We start from the raw sequence: 14,197 nt of genomic DNA on the forward strand, positions 1-14,197 counted from the left end.
GAGCAATTAATATAGCAACTTTGGTGCTGTAAGCTATTGGCGGAAATTCATTTTCACTTTTGATCAAATCCGCATGGAAAAACAATATAACAATGACAGAAAGTACTCAAACCCGACCACAATTCCCCCCTGCTACAGCATTTGAAAAAACAGTTAACGGCAAACAAACCCACTTATATATACTAAAAAATAATAATGGGGTAGAGGCGGCAATTACCAATTATGGTGGCCGTGTAGTTAGTTTGTTTGTGCCTGACAAGTACGGCAAGCTCACTGATATCATACTTGGCTTTGAAAGTGTTGATGGGTTTATAAATTCCAAAGAGCCATATTATGGCGCCACCATTGGGCGTTTTGCTAACCGCATAGCTAAAGGCAAGTTCACTCTTGAAGGAACAGAATATACTCTTGCTTTAAACAACGGCCCAAACACACTGCATGGTGGTACACCGGCTTTCCAGGATGTGGTATGGGATGCCGAACAAACAGATGAAGCCACCTTAGTGCTAACCTACCTGTCCGAAGATATGGAGGGCGGTTTCCCGGGCAACCTTAGCGTTAAGGTAACCTACCAAATTACTGATGATAATGCCATGAAGGTAAGTTTTTTGGCTACTACCGATAAAACCACTGTGGTAAACCTTACTAATCACGCCTTTTTTAATCTTAATGGCGAAGGCAGCGGAACCATATTAAACCATATAGTGCAAATCAATGCTGACGGTTATACGCCGGTAAACAGCACATTGATCCCTACCGGGAAAATTGAACCCGTTGCCGGTACTCCTTTTGACTTTGCGAAACCCACGACTATAGGACAGCGCATCAATGAGGATCATGTACAGCTAATAGATGGCAGAGGATATGATCATAACTATGTGCTTAACCAGCACGACCTTTCAACGCCTGTTGCAACCGTTATTGGTGATAAAATCGGCATAAAAATGGAAATCTATACAGAAGAGCCGGGAATGCAATTTTACAGCGGTAATTTTATGCAGGCTCAAAATGTTATGAAAGGCGGGAAGAGAGACGAACACCGCACATCGTTCGCGATGGAAACGCAGCATTATCCTGATTCTCCAAACCAACCTGAATTTCCTTCAACAGTATTAAAGCCCGGAGAAACTTATCAAACGCAAACTATTTTTAAATTTTCGGTGGCACAATAAAAACATTACCATAGCCCGAACTTTGATTCGGGCTATGGTAAATTAACTATTCACCTACCTTTTGCTGATCCGGTACTTCTCGGTTACCGGCTACGTCACCTTCTTCATTAACGCCTGTTTCATAACCATCGTTATCAGCCGTACCTTCCTGATAGCTCAGATTTTGGTCGTCGCTGTTATTGTTGCCATTCCCGGCGTCCTCTTGCTTGGGGCCAGCATTTTCTTCGTCTGATTGGCCTGTTGACGCAGCTCCCAAAGATTGGGTAAAATTGGGTTGACCTAACTGATTAGGATCCTTGAAATTATTAAACTCCGGATGTTCTTCAGAGGGTTCTGAACGCTTAAAATAAACATTATCATATCCGGCATTACGGGATGGGTTGTTGCCATCATCGCCTGATGGTGTATTGTTATCCTCACCAAAGCTTTGGCCGCCATATCCCTGGCCTTCCATTCCGGGTTTGTTGGCTTCTTTTTCTTCGCTGCCAAACATAAAGGTTTCGCGGCGCAGATCTTTTTCTTCTAAATTATCGTCGTCCTCAACACGGTAAGCATTTGGCTGCGGGTTGTTATTATTATTATTCAGTTCCATTTTGTTTATAGATTGATGTATAGTAATAAGGTTTGAGTTTTTTAATTGTTTGCATTTTTTAACTCAAAGTAAATGGGTTAAATTTAAAATCGCCAAAACATGTCTATGGCAGGAGCAAAAAAATCATATACAAAGTTATTATGCATGCATAGTATTATTAAAAAAAACTACATTTGCCTATAACCAATTATAAACATGAATAAAGTTGTCAGTGGTGCTCACGAAGCCATTAACGATATTAAAGACGGCATGACGCTTATGCTGGGGGGCTTTGGTTTATGCGGGCTGCCCGAGAAAACTATACTTGCCTTAGCGGAAAGTGGGATTAAAGATCTAACCTGCATATCTAACAATGCGGGGGTGGATGATTTTGGCATAGGGTTATTGCTGCGCAACCGCCAGGTTAAAAAGATGATCTCTTCTTACGTAGGTGAGAACGCGGAATTTGAAAGGCAGTTGCTTAGCGGTGAACTTGAAGTAGAACTGATCCCCCAGGGCACGTTGGCAACACGCTGCATGGCAGCAGGCTATGGTATGCCGGCCATATTTACGCCTGCCGGCATAGGTACCGAAGTAGCAGAAGGTAAAGAAATACGTAACTTCAATGGCAAAGATTATTTAATGGAAATGGCCTTTGATGCAGATTTCGCCATTGTAAAAGCTTGGAAAGGTGATACCATGGGTAACCTGGTATACCGCTCAACGGCCCGCAACTTTAACCCCGTAATGGCTATGGCAGGTAAAGTAACCATTGCCGAAGTTGAAGAATTGGTTGAACCCGGAGAATTGGACCCCGACCATATCCATACCCCCGGCATCTACGTACACCGAATATTTAAAGGTGAAAACTACGAAAAACGCATTGAGCAAAGAACGGTGAGAAAGAAACAATAATCAGCTATGTCATTGCGATACGCCGTATGGCGGAGAAGCAATCTCACAGAACAGGCACACTGATCTGCCTATGATTGCCACGTCGCTAACGCTACTCGCAATGACATATATTATAGTGTAACAAGAAATTAAACCTATGTTAGACAAAGAAGGCATAGCTAAACGCATAGCAAAAGAAGTAAAAGACGGTTATTATGTTAACCTGGGTATCGGCATCCCTACATTGGTAGCCAACTATATCCCGGAAAATATTGACGTAGTGCTGCAATCTGAGAATGGATTGTTAGGGATGGGGCCGTTTCCGTTTGAGGGAGAAGAAGACCCTGACACCATTAACGCAGGTAAGCAAACCATAACCAAACTACCCGGTTCTGCGGTGTTTGATTCGGCCATGAGCTTTGGCATGATTAGGGCAAAGAAAGTTAACCTGACCATTTTAGGCGCCATGGAAGTATCTGAAAATGGCGACATCGCTAATTGGAAAATTCCCGGTAAAATGGTAAAGGGAATGGGGGGAGCCATGGATCTGGTGGCTTCAGCCGAAAATATTATTGTAGCCATGCAGCATGTTAACAAAGCTGGCGAATCCAAACTTTTACCTAATTGCACCTTGCCCTTAACCGGCATTAAATGTGTTAAAAAAATAGTTACGGAATTGGCCGTGTTAGACGTTCTGCCCGATGGTGGTTTCAAGCTGGTAGAACGGGCGCCCGGTGTTTCTGTGGAAGATATCAAAAAAGCAACGGCAGGCAAGCTGGTTGTTGAGGGTGATGTGCCGGAGATGGCAATATAGTTTGCGGAGGGAAGTTTGCAGTAGCTAACTGCAAAGTGTTAACTGTAAACTTTAAAATATCCCTATATTTACCGCATGCACCATTTGATAGCGCCTTCTTTATTAGCTTCCGATTTTGCAAACCTGCAAAGAGATATTGAACTGGTAAATGCCAGTGAAGCAGATTGGTTCCATGTGGATGTGATGGACGGTATGTTTGTGCCGAATATCTCCTTCGGTTTCCCTGTTATAAAAGCTATCAAAAAACACGCGCAAAAACCGCTTGATGTGCACCTGATGATCGTTGACCCTGACAGATACCTTAAAGACTTTAAGGAAGCCGGGGCCGATAGCATAACGGTACATTACGAAGCCTGCCCGCACCTGCACCGCACCATACAGGTCATCAAACAACTGGGTTGTAAAGCATCCGTAGCTATAAATCCTGCAACGCCTGTTGCAAATTTGGTAGACATCATAGCTGATCTGGACATGGTTTTGGTGATGTCAGTAAACCCCGGTTTTGGCGGCCAGAAATTCATTGAACATACTTTTACAAAACTTGCTCAGGTAAAAACGCTTGCCGCAAATACCAATCCTGATCTTAAAATAGAGGTTGATGGAGGTGTTGATACCGGCAACGCTGCCAAATTAGTTGAGGCCGGGGCCAGCGTTTTGGTAGCAGGAAGTTCGGTATTCTCGGCAAGTGATCCTTCTTTGGCTATTTCGCAGTTAAAGCATTTGTAACTCACACTCGTTTACAATTTCTGGTAAATATTTATCCAAACGAGCAAAAAGAATGTTTTGCTTATGTCACGGCATTTTAAAAAAATGTAAAAAAAGTCTATAATTTTTGTCGAATTAACTACCTTAGGCGCGTCTTAGTACAAACTTAATAAACCAATACATAAATAATTAATCATGAAATACAATTTCGGTGCCGGACCCGGCATATTGCCTCAGGAGGTATTCAAACAGGCAGCAGCGGCTGTACTTGATTTCAACGGAACAGGTTTATCCTTGCTGGAGATATCGCACCGCTCACCGGAATTTGAAGAAGTACTGAATGAAGCTGTTGCGTTGGTAAAAGAACTATTTAACGTACCCGAAGGTTATTCGGTACTGTTTTTACAAGGCGGTGCAAGCACCCAGTTTGCCATGGCGCCCAACAACCTGTTACCGGAGGGTGGCAAAGCCGCTTATCTGGATACCGGCGTATGGGCAAGTAAAGCCTTAAAAGAAGCTAAATTTTTTGGTGATGTAGAAGTAGTAGCTTCTTCAAAAGAAAGCAACTACACTTATATCCCTAAAGATTATACCATACCAACTGATGCGGCTTATTTCCATATCACATCAAATAATACCATTTACGGTACGCAGTTACAGCAATTTCCTAAATCGCCTGTGCCAATGGTTTGTGATATGTCGTCTGATATTTTCAGCCGCGAGGTAAATGTGGCCGATTTCGGTTTGATCTACGCAGGCGCGCAGAAAAACATGGGCCCTGCCGGCGTTACTCTGGTAATTGTTAAAGATGATATTTTAGGCAAAACCGGCCGTAAAATACCTGCTATGTACAACTACCAGGTACAAATAGAAGGTGGTTCTATGTATAATACGCCTCCTTGCTTTGCCATTTACGTATCTATGTTAACCCTGAAATGGTTAAAATCTAAAGGTGGTGTACCGGCTATCGAGAAAGAAAATAACGAGAAAGCACGGGTACTTTACGAAGAGATTGACCGCAACCCACTATTCAAAGCTGTTGCCGCTCCAGAAGACCGTTCGCGCATGAACGTATGCTTTGTGATGGAGAATGCGGAGCTTGAAAAACCATTCCTTAAATTCTGTGACGAAAAGGGTATCGTAGGTATCAAAGGCCATAGAAGTGTTGGTGGTTTCCGCGCTTCTATATACAATGCATTGCCCATCACCAGTGTTTACGTGCTGATAGATGCGATGCGCGAGTTTGCTGAAAAGAATAAATAGTTTAAACGTCATTGGGTCACTGAGTCATTAGGTCATTAACGGCCAACAATGACTCAATGACTCAATGACCCGATGAATAATAAGATGATCAAAATATTAGCTAATGACGGTATCGACCCTATAGGCAAAAAAATGCTTGAGGATGCCGGTTTTATAGTGGATACCAACAATATCCCACAGGATGAATTACCCACCCGCTTGCAGGAGTACGATGCTATTACCGTGCGTAGTGCTACCAAAGTACGTAAAGCTTTAATTGACGCCTGCCCAAATCTAAAATTGATTGGTCGTGGCGGCGTTGGTGTAGATAATATTGATGTTGACTACGCCAAAGAAAAAGGCATAGGAGTTTACAACACACCTGCGTCTTCATCATTATCTGTAGCGGAACTGGTATTTGGTCACTTGTTTGGCGGCGTACGTTTCCTGCCGGATAGTAACCGGAAAATGCCGGTTGATGGCGCTGCCAAATTCAACGACCTTAAAAAAGCTTATGCTAAAGGTGTCGAGCTGCGTGGCAAAACTTTAGGTATCCTTGGTTTCGGCCGTATTGGCCGTGAGGTGGCTAAAATCGCTATCGGTGTGGGTATGGAAGTATTGGCATTTGATGTATTTCCGTTCAACCCCGAAGTTGAAGTAGTTTTAGGTGGTGGTTACGTTGCTAAAGTAGCCGTTAAAACAGCTACAAAAGAAGAAATTATCGCCAATGCGGATTTTATTACCATGCACACCCCATTTGTTGACAAAGCGCTTATTGCGGCTGCTGAGTTCGAGCAAATGAAAAAAGGTGTTGGTTTGGTGAATTGCTCACGCGGTGGCTTAATTGATGAAACCGATCTGATAGCTGCTTTAGACAGTGGTAAAGTAGCATTCGCCGCGCTTGATGTGTTTGATAACGAGCCGACTCCGCGCCAGGATATCTTGTCGCATCCTAAAATTTCGCTTACGCCACACATTGGCGCTGCTACCAACGAGGCGCAGGAGCGTATAGGTGTAGAGCTTGCCAGCCTGATCATCCAGCACTTTAAAGGATAATTATTTATTAAAAAATCATATCCGGCCCTGTGTTTTACCGCACAGGGCTTTTTTATTTGGGTTAATGTAAAGTGAGCGTCAAACTCTGTGTTTAAACACCTGTTGGCAGTGCTAATAATGTTTTAAAACAACCGCAAATTGCTACATTTGCTCAAATTTTTCCACTATGGAAGTATCAGAGAATTTACGGGTACTGATCAATGATCCTCAACTTTTACCCGAATTAAAAGATATAGCCGGGAAGGTACTTCATCAACAGCGCATCACCTTTGAAGAGGGCGTTTTGCTGTATGAAAAAGCTGAACTTGGTTACCTTGGCGTATTGGCCAATTACATACGCGAACAAAAGCACGGCGATAAAACGTATTTTAACCGTAACTTTCATATCGAGCCCACAAATCTGTGCGTTTACGATTGCAAGTTTTGTTCCTACTCGCGCCTTATAAAGCAGCGTGCTGATGGCTGGGAATACACCATGGACGAGATGATGGATATCGTAAAAAAATACGATGACCAGCCCGTAACCGAGGTGCACATTGTAGGCGGGGTATTGCCGCAATATGATGTGCCATTTTACAGCGAATTGTTCAGCAGGATAAAAGCGCATAGACCCGAACTGCACGTGAAAGCGTTAACACCGGTTGAATATCATTACATCTTCAAAAAGGCTAAAATAGACTATGCCACCGGCATGAAGATGATGAAAGATGCCGGATTGGAATCAATCCCCGGCGGTGGCGCGGAGATATTCCATCCGGAAGTACGTGACCTGATAGCAAAAGATAAATGCACTGGCGACCAGTGGCTGGCCATACATGAAGAATGGCACAAACTCGGTATGCGCTCAAACGCCACTATGCTTTACGGCCACATCGAGCAATACTGGCATCGTGTTGATCATATGGAACGCCTGCGCCAGTTACAGGACCGTACAGGCGGTTTCCAAACGTTTATACCGCTCAAATTCCGCAACCAGGATAACCAGATGAGCAATGTGCCGGAATCAACCGTGATTGAGGACCTGCGCAACTACGCCATAGCCCGTATTTATCTGGATAACTTTGACCACATTAAAGCTTACTGGGCCATGATCAGTCGTACCACCGCGCAATTATCATTAAACTTTGGTGTGGATGATATTGACGGTACGCTTGACGATACTACCAAAATTTATTCTATGGCAGGTGCCGAGGAACAACACCCGGCCATGAGTACCAAAGAGCTGGTAGAACTGATTAAAAACGTAGGCAGGCATCCGATAGAACGTGATACCTTGTACAACGTGGTTACCGATTACAAGGACTACCAGTTTGAGGAAACCGCTAAACCAAGTTATTACAAGCTGCCTGTTATTAATTAAGCGAAAAGGTAAAAGCTTAGTAAAAAGCTCATTATCTTTTCCAAAAACAAAGCTTTAAGCCTTATACTTTCAGCTTTAAACTAAAAAAATGGATATTCAAAAGACACTTTATATTGTACGCCACGGGCAAACCGAATTGAATAGGTTAGGCATTGTACAAGGCCGCGGCCGAGATACTGACCTGAATGAAGAGGGACGCTTGCAGGCTCAGCAATTTTATGCTGCTTATAAAGATATACCTTTTGATAAGATCTATATATCAAGCCTTAAACGTACGCAGCAAAGCATACAGCCCTTTATTGATAAGGGAATACCATTTGAGAAACTGAGCGGCCTGGATGAGCTGGCATGGGGCGTACAGGAAGGTCAACCGGCCACGCCCGAAAGCAAGGCGGCGTTTTTAAACCTTATGCGTGATTGGCTGGATGGCAAGCTCGACTCGAAATTTGAAGGTGGCGAAAGCCCTAACGAGGTTGCTATCCGCCAGCGTGAAGCCATGAGCGTGATCATGAGCCATCCCGAAGAAAAAAAGGTGTTGGTATGTATGCATGGCAGGGCTTTACGTTTGTTAATGTGCATCTTAACAGAACAGCCTTTAACACAAATGGATACTTTTCCGCACCAAAATCTGGTGCTTTATAAACTTACTTATGATGGCAGCAAGTTTACCATTGTTGATGCAAACAACGCGCTCCATCTAAAGTCGAAACAGGGAATTTAATCGTGAATAAGATAAAAATATCGGCTGTTAGTTATACTAACACCAAACCTTTTTTATATGGCCTGCAGCATTCTGCTGTAAAAGAAAACATCGACCTGAGTTTGGACATGCCTGCAGATTGCGCGCGTAAACTGATAGATAACCAGGTAGATATCGGGCTTATACCGGTGGCAGCCACTTTAAGCATGTCCGAATGGCATATCATCTCCAACTATTGCATCGGCGCAGAGGGGCCTGTTAATTCTGTATTTATTTTCAGCAATTGCCCTATACAGGAAGCTGCCACGTTGCAACTCGATCCGGAGTCGCGCAGTTCTAATAACCTTGCCCGTGTGTTGCTTAAAAATTACTGGAAAGTGTCGCCTCAATTGATTGAGAATGCGCCCGATTACGCGCATTCAACCGACTCTAAAACCGCGTTTGTACAAATTGGCGACCGCACTTTCGGTAAAACCGAGCAGTACAAGTATGTTTATGATCTTTCAGGCGAATGGAAAAAATTTACAGGCTTACCATTTGTATTCGCTGCCTGGATAGCCAACAAACCTATTCCGGAAGCATTTATACAGGCGTTTAATACTGCTTTACGCCATGGCCTTGCCCATAGGCTTGATCTGTTGAAAGAGCTCCCTCATCGTGCTGATTTTGACCTGGAAGATTACCTGATGCACAAACTCGACTTTAATTTAACAGACGACAAGAAAAAAGCACTGTATCTTTTCCTTGATTATATTAAGGCTTTGTAAAATCGACACCTACGATAAAACAATACGCTAAGCGCCTGTATTATTCCATATAACTATGGAAATACAAAAATTAAAAGGCCAGTCGGCCATTATAACCGGCGCCGATAGCGGCATCGGCAAGGGCGTAGCTTTAGCATTGGCCAAGGCCGGCGCAAAAGTTTCTGTAAACTTTGTGCATAACCACGAACATGCTGACGAGTTAGTAACCGAGATTAAAAAGCATGGCGGCGAAGCCATAGCCATTAAAGCCGACGTAAGTAGAGAACATGACGTTTTAGCCATGTTTGCGCAGCACCTTTCCGTATACGGGTCACTTGATATAATGGTAAACAACGCGGGCCTGCAAAAAGATGCCAAACTGGTTGATATGACGCTTGACCAATGGCAAACGGTTATTGATGTAAACCTTACAGGCCAGTTTCTTTGCTCGCGCGAAGCCGCCAAAATATTTATACAACAAGGGGTAAGGCAGGGGGTAAGTGCAGCTGCAGGCAAAATTATTTGTATGAGCAGCGTGCATGAAATTATTCCATGGGCGGGGCACGTAAATTACGCTGCCAGTAAAGGAGGGATTGAAATGCTAATGAAAAGCCTGGCACAGGAACTTGCGCCCTTTAAGATACGTGTAAACGGCATTGGCCCGGGAGCTATACAAACTCCCATTAATAAAGAAGCCTGGGAAACATCGGAAGCATTAAATAAATTGCTGACTCTTATTCCTTATAAGCGCATTGGTCAGCCGGTTGATGTAGGCAATCTTGCTGCCTGGCTCGTATCTGATGAAGCAGATTACATTACCGGTACTACCATATTTATTGATGGAGGTATGACACTGTATCCCGGTTTTTCTGACAACGGATAGCGCTTATTGTCATAAGAAAGTAAAATACATAGACTTACGAGTGAAAGAAATACCTTAGTGTACTTTTTACAATAAGATATTGTAAAAATCATTGCCATATTGTAAAAAATACACTATCTAAAGGCCCTTATTTTGACAATTTTTCTAAAAATCATCTATTATTATTAAAATTATATAATAATTACCTAAAATTTTGAGAATATTCAAAGCTGGCTTATTTTTGTTGCATAATTTAAAATTTGACAGCCATGAAAAAATTATTTATAACTACCGCCATAGCAGCCTTATTAAGTGTTAATGTTTTTGCAGGCGATAAAAATGTTAAAGCAGAAGGTGGTAACGATAACGTACCTTCTTATGTTGTTAGTCAATTTCAGAACGACTTTATAGGTGCTGAGAATGTAACCTGGAAAGTTACCCGCGATTTTAGAAAAGCTACCTTCACTGTAGATGGTGTACAGAAATCAGCTTTTTACAACCTGAGGGGCGAGTTTATGGGCCTTACTGAAAATGTACAATATCGTGCATTACCGGTAGCCGCTCAAAAAACTATCGCTGCTAAATTCCAGGGTTATTTTGCAAACGAGATCATCAAATTAGAAAACGAAAACAACGTTGAACCAACCGTTTACTTTGTTGACTTGAAAAACGATAAAGAAGAAGTTTTAGTAAGAGTTACACCAACAGGCAGCGTTTATCCGTTCCAAAAAGTTAAATAATTTTTATTATTAACCATATATATCAAAACCGCCCGGTTAGCTTAGCTTTCCGGGCGGTTTTTGTTTAAGCTATTTTATATCAGCCAAATAATTATTTGCATATTAATTTTTTATTATATTTGATAAGATAGTTGTACGTCTACATTGATTATTAAACCCATTTTAATTCAGTTGGATTACTTACTAATCTTAACACAATTATTAATACGTTAATTAAGCATTATGAAAACTGGTAAAGTAAAATGGTTTAACACACAAAAAGGTTATGGATTTATTATAACTGAAGAAGGTAAAGATCTTTTTGTACATTTTAAAGATGTGCAGGGTGGTGTTAACGCCATAAAGGATAATGACGATGTAGAGTACGAAGAAGAAGAGGGCCGCAAAGGCTTACAGGCAGTAAAAGTAAAAAAGGTATAAAACCCCTTTTCCCCTTATAATTAAACCCCTGTTGATAAAACAGGGGTTTTTTGTTGAATAATATTTGCACCCTAAAGTGCAATATTTACCTTAGTGGAACCAACTAACCACTAACCTGATAATTTATGACAGAAGCTACACCCGCCAAGTTAACCCGCAATGCCGTATTTCTGGTGCTGGTTGCCTCACTCGGTTATTTTGTTGATATATATGACTTACTTGTTTTTTCGATAGTGCGGGTGCCAAGTCTTACCGCGCTTGGCCTTAGCGAAGCGGATATTACTACAAAAGGGCAGTTGATTATCAATGTGCAAATGGCAGGTTTGTTGTTAGGCGGCATACTATGGGGTATAATAGGCGATAAGATGGGGCGCATAAAAGTTTTGTTTGGCTCTATTTTGTTGTATTCCATTGCCAACTTCGCTAATGCCTATGTGGGCAATGTAACCTCTTATGCTATTATACGCTTTATAGCAGGTATAGGCCTGGCCGGCGAACTCGGTGCCGGCATTACACTTGTTTCCGAAACTTTAAGTAAGGAGAATCGCGGTTACGGAACCATGATCGTAGCGGTTATAGGACTTTTTGGCGCGGCTGCTGCTTACGCGGTGGCAAAACACGGGTGGCAAAGCGCTTACATGGTTGGCGGCGGCCTCGGCATATTACTGTTGTTGCTACGTGTGGGCACCTTCGAATCGGGCATGTTCAGAAACGTACAGGAAAGTAAGGTATCAAAAGGCAATTTCTTAATGCTATTCAACAACTGGGGGAGGTTTAAGAAATATGTGTATTGCATTTTAATAGGTGCGCCTCTTTGGTACGTGGTAGGCATATTAGTTACCCTTTCGCCAGAGTTTGGTAAAGCGTTGGGCGCTACAGAAACCCTCAAAGCCGGCGAGGGCGTTTTATACACCTATATAGGTATTGCCATAGGCGATATTTTTGCCGGTTTGTTGGCGCAGGTAACCAAATCTCGCAGGTTAACTATGCTTGTTTTCCTGGTATTGTCGCTTGTTAGCGCGTTTACTTACCTGGGCGCTAAAGGTATCACGCACGATAAATTTGTTTGGGTATGTTTCTTTATGGGATGCACCGTAGGTTATTGGGCTACCTTTGTAACCATAGCCGCTGAGCAGTTCGGTACCAACATCCGCTCAACCGTAACTACAACCGTTCCTAACTTTGTAAGAGGCTCGTTAATACCCATTAATACTATCTTTAATTTATTGAAGCCGCACTACGGCATGATCACCACGGGTTACATCATGATGATCGCATTAACCATCATTTCGTTATTCTCGCTTAGCCAGTTAAAAGAAACATTTGGCAAGGATCTGAATTATATAGAAGATGAGGCCGGGCTGATTTAATCCTTAAATGTCTATTTTTAAAACTGCGAGGGTATTATTATTATTAACTTTGCCTCAGCAGTTGCATTATTCGATCACTCACATACTACGCAAATGAGCAGGGAAGAAATAGCCGCCGATTACCAGCAAATACAGGATGAGATATGCGCAGCATTGGAAGCCGCTGACGGAAGCGCCAGGTTTGAACAGGAAATTTGGGAACGTGAGGGTGGAGGTGGTGGTCGTACCAGGGTAATACAGAATGGAAAAATATTTGAAAAAGGCGGCGTGAACTTTTCTGCCGTTCACGGCCAGTTGCCTGATACGGTAAAAAGAGCTCTTAAAGTAGAGCAAGACGATTTTTTCGCCACAGGAGTATCTATCGTTATCCATCCCAATCATCCATTGGTGCCTATCATCCATATGAACATCAGGTATTTCGAAATGCCATCGTCATTCAACTCCAGCACACCGCCGGTGCGCTGGTTTGGTGGTGGAATTGACCTTACACCGCATTATGTTATTGAAGATGATGCAAGGTTTTTTCATCAGCAATTGAAAAACACCTGCGATATGTTCCATGCTGATTTTTATCATCGTTTTAAGGTATGGGCCGATGACTATTTTTTCATTAAACACAGAGCAGAAACACGAGGCATTGGAGGCATATTTTATGACCGCTTAACGGCAACCGATGATATAAGCTGGCAACAGGTGTTTGAATTTTCAAAAGCTGTTGGCCGCACCTTTGCCCCAACTTATATTGAACTGGTGAACCGCAACCGTGATAAAATCTATACTGAAGCTCAGCAATTATGGCAATATCAGCGCCGCAGCCGTTACGCCGAATTTAACCTGGTGTATGACGCGGGTACTAAATTTGGGTTAGAAACCAACGGCCGTATTGAATCTATATTAATGAGCTTACCACCAACCGCTAAGTGGTTGTACAATTATGAGCCACAAGCGGGCAGCGAAGAAGAGAAAACGCTTAGCTTGTTAAAAAAAGGCATTAACTGGGTTTAAAATGAAAAAGGCACTCATATTCATATTGCTATTGGGCGCGCTAACATCATTTAAATTGGATGGTGGCCTTAGCGGCAGATGGGAGTATGGAGGCGGTATTTATAATGGCAAGCCGGAAACCGCCCCCAAAGATTATATTTTGCGAAGGCAATACAACGCGGAACACTACGCAGGCACCTACCTCGAAAAAGATGCGCAACCGCTTACCTATGAAACCGGTAACTATAAATTATCCGGTGATAGCTGTTTTGAAACACAAACCTATAGTGCGCAGCCATCTAAATGGCTCAACGTCACGCTCAAGTATCATTTCAGTATACGTAATGATACGCTGATCTTTAATGGGAAATTACCCAATGGTACCGTTGTAGAAGAATATTGGAAAAGGGTGCAGTAATTCCCCATAAAAGTCCCTTTAATTCCATGTATATTTTAAGATAGGGATTTTCCATTTCTACTCATGATTTGTTGTGCAAAACAGGCAGAATGTTAGTAAAAAAACCACCGTTCTACGTATAATTTCTTATCTTCGCAGGTCGC

The 14,197-nt window shown here is 42.5% G+C and carries 16 protein-coding genes; 15 read left to right on the plus strand and 1 reads right to left on the minus strand.

From position 1 onward, the window contains the following. The first annotated feature begins 92 nt into the window (after window positions 1-92). On the plus strand, window positions 93-1,172 hold the full coding sequence (locus CKK33_RS11365) for an aldose epimerase family protein (protein WP_095704221.1): 1,080 nt from the start codon (window positions 93-95) through the stop codon (window positions 1,170-1,172). Window positions 1,173-1,218: 46 nt separating this feature from the next. On the opposite strand, the gene CKK33_RS11370 is transcribed toward CKK33_RS11365, so the two are convergent. Beyond that, window positions 1,219-1,764, minus strand: a complete 546-nt coding sequence (locus tag CKK33_RS11370) for a hypothetical protein (RefSeq protein WP_095704222.1) — start codon at window positions 1,762-1,764, stop codon at window positions 1,219-1,221. Window positions 1,765-1,959: 195 nt separating this feature from the next. Between CKK33_RS11370 and CKK33_RS11375 the strand changes: the two genes are divergently transcribed. The 14 genes from CKK33_RS11375 to CKK33_RS11440 all read left to right on the plus strand — a co-directional run bounded on the left by CKK33_RS11375 (window position 1,960) and on the right by CKK33_RS11440 (window position 14,054). Next, window positions 1,960-2,658 (plus strand): CoA transferase subunit A, encoded by a 699-nt coding sequence (locus tag CKK33_RS11375; RefSeq protein WP_095704223.1) that lies wholly within the window; start codon window positions 1,960-1,962, stop codon window positions 2,656-2,658. Window positions 2,659-2,794: 136 nt separating this feature from the next. Continuing rightward, window positions 2,795-3,451, plus strand: a complete 657-nt coding sequence (locus tag CKK33_RS11380; protein WP_095704224.1) for a 3-oxoacid CoA-transferase subunit B — start codon at window positions 2,795-2,797, stop codon at window positions 3,449-3,451. Between the two features lie 75 nt (window positions 3,452-3,526). Then, entirely contained in the window at window positions 3,527-4,177 is a 651-nt protein-coding gene (gene rpe / locus CKK33_RS11385) for a ribulose-phosphate 3-epimerase (protein ID WP_095704225.1), read from the plus strand. Window positions 4,178-4,351: 174 nt separating this feature from the next. Continuing rightward, window positions 4,352-5,419 carry a 3-phosphoserine/phosphohydroxythreonine transaminase gene (gene serC, locus CKK33_RS11390; protein ID WP_095704226.1) on the plus strand — a complete coding sequence of 356 codons (1,068 nt, stop codon included), beginning with the start codon at window positions 4,352-4,354 and terminating at the stop codon, window positions 5,417-5,419. An 84-nt stretch (window positions 5,420-5,503) separates the two neighbouring features. After that, complete coding sequence (locus CKK33_RS11395) at window positions 5,504-6,454, plus strand: D-2-hydroxyacid dehydrogenase (RefSeq protein ID WP_198952463.1); 951 nt, start codon at window positions 5,504-5,506, stop codon at window positions 6,452-6,454. Between the two features lie 166 nt (window positions 6,455-6,620). After that, a complete protein-coding gene (mqnE, locus tag CKK33_RS11400; protein ID WP_095704227.1) occupies window positions 6,621-7,814 on the plus strand; it encodes an aminofutalosine synthase MqnE in 1,194 nt (397 codons plus the stop codon). Between the two features lie 88 nt (window positions 7,815-7,902). Further along, the gene (locus CKK33_RS11405) at window positions 7,903-8,535 is read left to right on the plus strand and encodes a histidine phosphatase family protein (protein WP_369803556.1); all 633 of its coding nucleotides are present in this window, start codon (window positions 7,903-7,905) and stop codon (window positions 8,533-8,535) included. A gap of 2 nt (window positions 8,536-8,537) precedes the next feature. Then, the gene (locus CKK33_RS11410; protein ID WP_095704228.1) at window positions 8,538-9,281 is read left to right on the plus strand and encodes a menaquinone biosynthetic enzyme MqnA/MqnD family protein; all 744 of its coding nucleotides are present in this window, start codon (window positions 8,538-8,540) and stop codon (window positions 9,279-9,281) included. 55 nt (window positions 9,282-9,336) lie between these two features. Further along, window positions 9,337-10,143: an SDR family oxidoreductase gene (locus CKK33_RS11415; RefSeq protein WP_095704229.1), complete on the plus strand. Its 807-nt coding sequence runs from the start codon at window positions 9,337-9,339 to the stop codon at window positions 10,141-10,143. Between the two features lie 248 nt (window positions 10,144-10,391). Further along, complete coding sequence (locus tag CKK33_RS11420; RefSeq protein WP_095704230.1) at window positions 10,392-10,862, plus strand: hypothetical protein; 471 nt, start codon at window positions 10,392-10,394, stop codon at window positions 10,860-10,862. Between the two features lie 222 nt (window positions 10,863-11,084). Next, entirely contained in the window at window positions 11,085-11,282 is a 198-nt protein-coding gene (locus tag CKK33_RS11425) for a cold-shock protein (RefSeq protein WP_095704231.1), read from the plus strand. 125 nt (window positions 11,283-11,407) lie between these two features. Beyond that, entirely contained in the window at window positions 11,408-12,652 is a 1,245-nt protein-coding gene (locus CKK33_RS11430) for an MFS transporter (RefSeq protein ID WP_095704232.1), read from the plus strand. Window positions 12,653-12,745: 93 nt separating this feature from the next. After that, a complete protein-coding gene (gene hemF, locus CKK33_RS11435) occupies window positions 12,746-13,657 on the plus strand; it encodes an oxygen-dependent coproporphyrinogen oxidase (protein ID WP_095704233.1) in 912 nt (303 codons plus the stop codon). A gap of 1 nt (window position 13,658) precedes the next feature. After that, window positions 13,659-14,054 (plus strand): hypothetical protein, encoded by a 396-nt coding sequence (locus CKK33_RS11440; RefSeq protein WP_095704234.1) that lies wholly within the window; start codon window positions 13,659-13,661, stop codon window positions 14,052-14,054. The last annotated feature ends 143 nt before the right edge of the window (window positions 14,055-14,197 follow it).

The sequence above is a fragment of the Mucilaginibacter sp. MD40 genome (assembly GCF_002288635.1).
Classification (GTDB): Bacteria; Bacteroidota; Bacteroidia; order Sphingobacteriales; family Sphingobacteriaceae; genus Mucilaginibacter.

Coding starts and splice junctions, on each gene's coding strand:
- CKK33_RS11365 (WP_095704221.1), top strand. CDS start 93: ATGACAGAAAGTACTCAAACCCGACCACAATTCCCCCCTGCTACAGCA.
- CKK33_RS11370 (WP_095704222.1), bottom strand. CDS start 1,764: ATGGAACTGAATAATAATAATAACAACCCGCAGCCAAATGCTTACCGT.
- CKK33_RS11375 (WP_095704223.1), top strand. CDS start 1,960: ATGAATAAAGTTGTCAGTGGTGCTCACGAAGCCATTAACGATATTAAA.
- CKK33_RS11380 (WP_095704224.1), top strand. CDS start 2,795: ATGTTAGACAAAGAAGGCATAGCTAAACGCATAGCAAAAGAAGTAAAA.
- rpe (WP_095704225.1), top strand. CDS start 3,527: ATGCACCATTTGATAGCGCCTTCTTTATTAGCTTCCGATTTTGCAAAC.
- serC (WP_095704226.1), top strand. CDS start 4,352: ATGAAATACAATTTCGGTGCCGGACCCGGCATATTGCCTCAGGAGGTA.
- CKK33_RS11395 (WP_198952463.1), top strand. CDS start 5,504: ATGATCAAAATATTAGCTAATGACGGTATCGACCCTATAGGCAAAAAA.
- mqnE (WP_095704227.1), top strand. CDS start 6,621: ATGGAAGTATCAGAGAATTTACGGGTACTGATCAATGATCCTCAACTT.
- CKK33_RS11405 (WP_369803556.1), top strand. CDS start 7,903: ATGGATATTCAAAAGACACTTTATATTGTACGCCACGGGCAAACCGAA.
- CKK33_RS11415 (WP_095704229.1), top strand. CDS start 9,337: ATGGAAATACAAAAATTAAAAGGCCAGTCGGCCATTATAACCGGCGCC.
- CKK33_RS11420 (WP_095704230.1), top strand. CDS start 10,392: ATGAAAAAATTATTTATAACTACCGCCATAGCAGCCTTATTAAGTGTT.
- CKK33_RS11425 (WP_095704231.1), top strand. CDS start 11,085: ATGAAAACTGGTAAAGTAAAATGGTTTAACACACAAAAAGGTTATGGA.
- CKK33_RS11430 (WP_095704232.1), top strand. CDS start 11,408: ATGACAGAAGCTACACCCGCCAAGTTAACCCGCAATGCCGTATTTCTG.
- hemF (WP_095704233.1), top strand. CDS start 12,746: ATGAGCAGGGAAGAAATAGCCGCCGATTACCAGCAAATACAGGATGAG.
- CKK33_RS11440 (WP_095704234.1), top strand. CDS start 13,659: ATGAAAAAGGCACTCATATTCATATTGCTATTGGGCGCGCTAACATCA.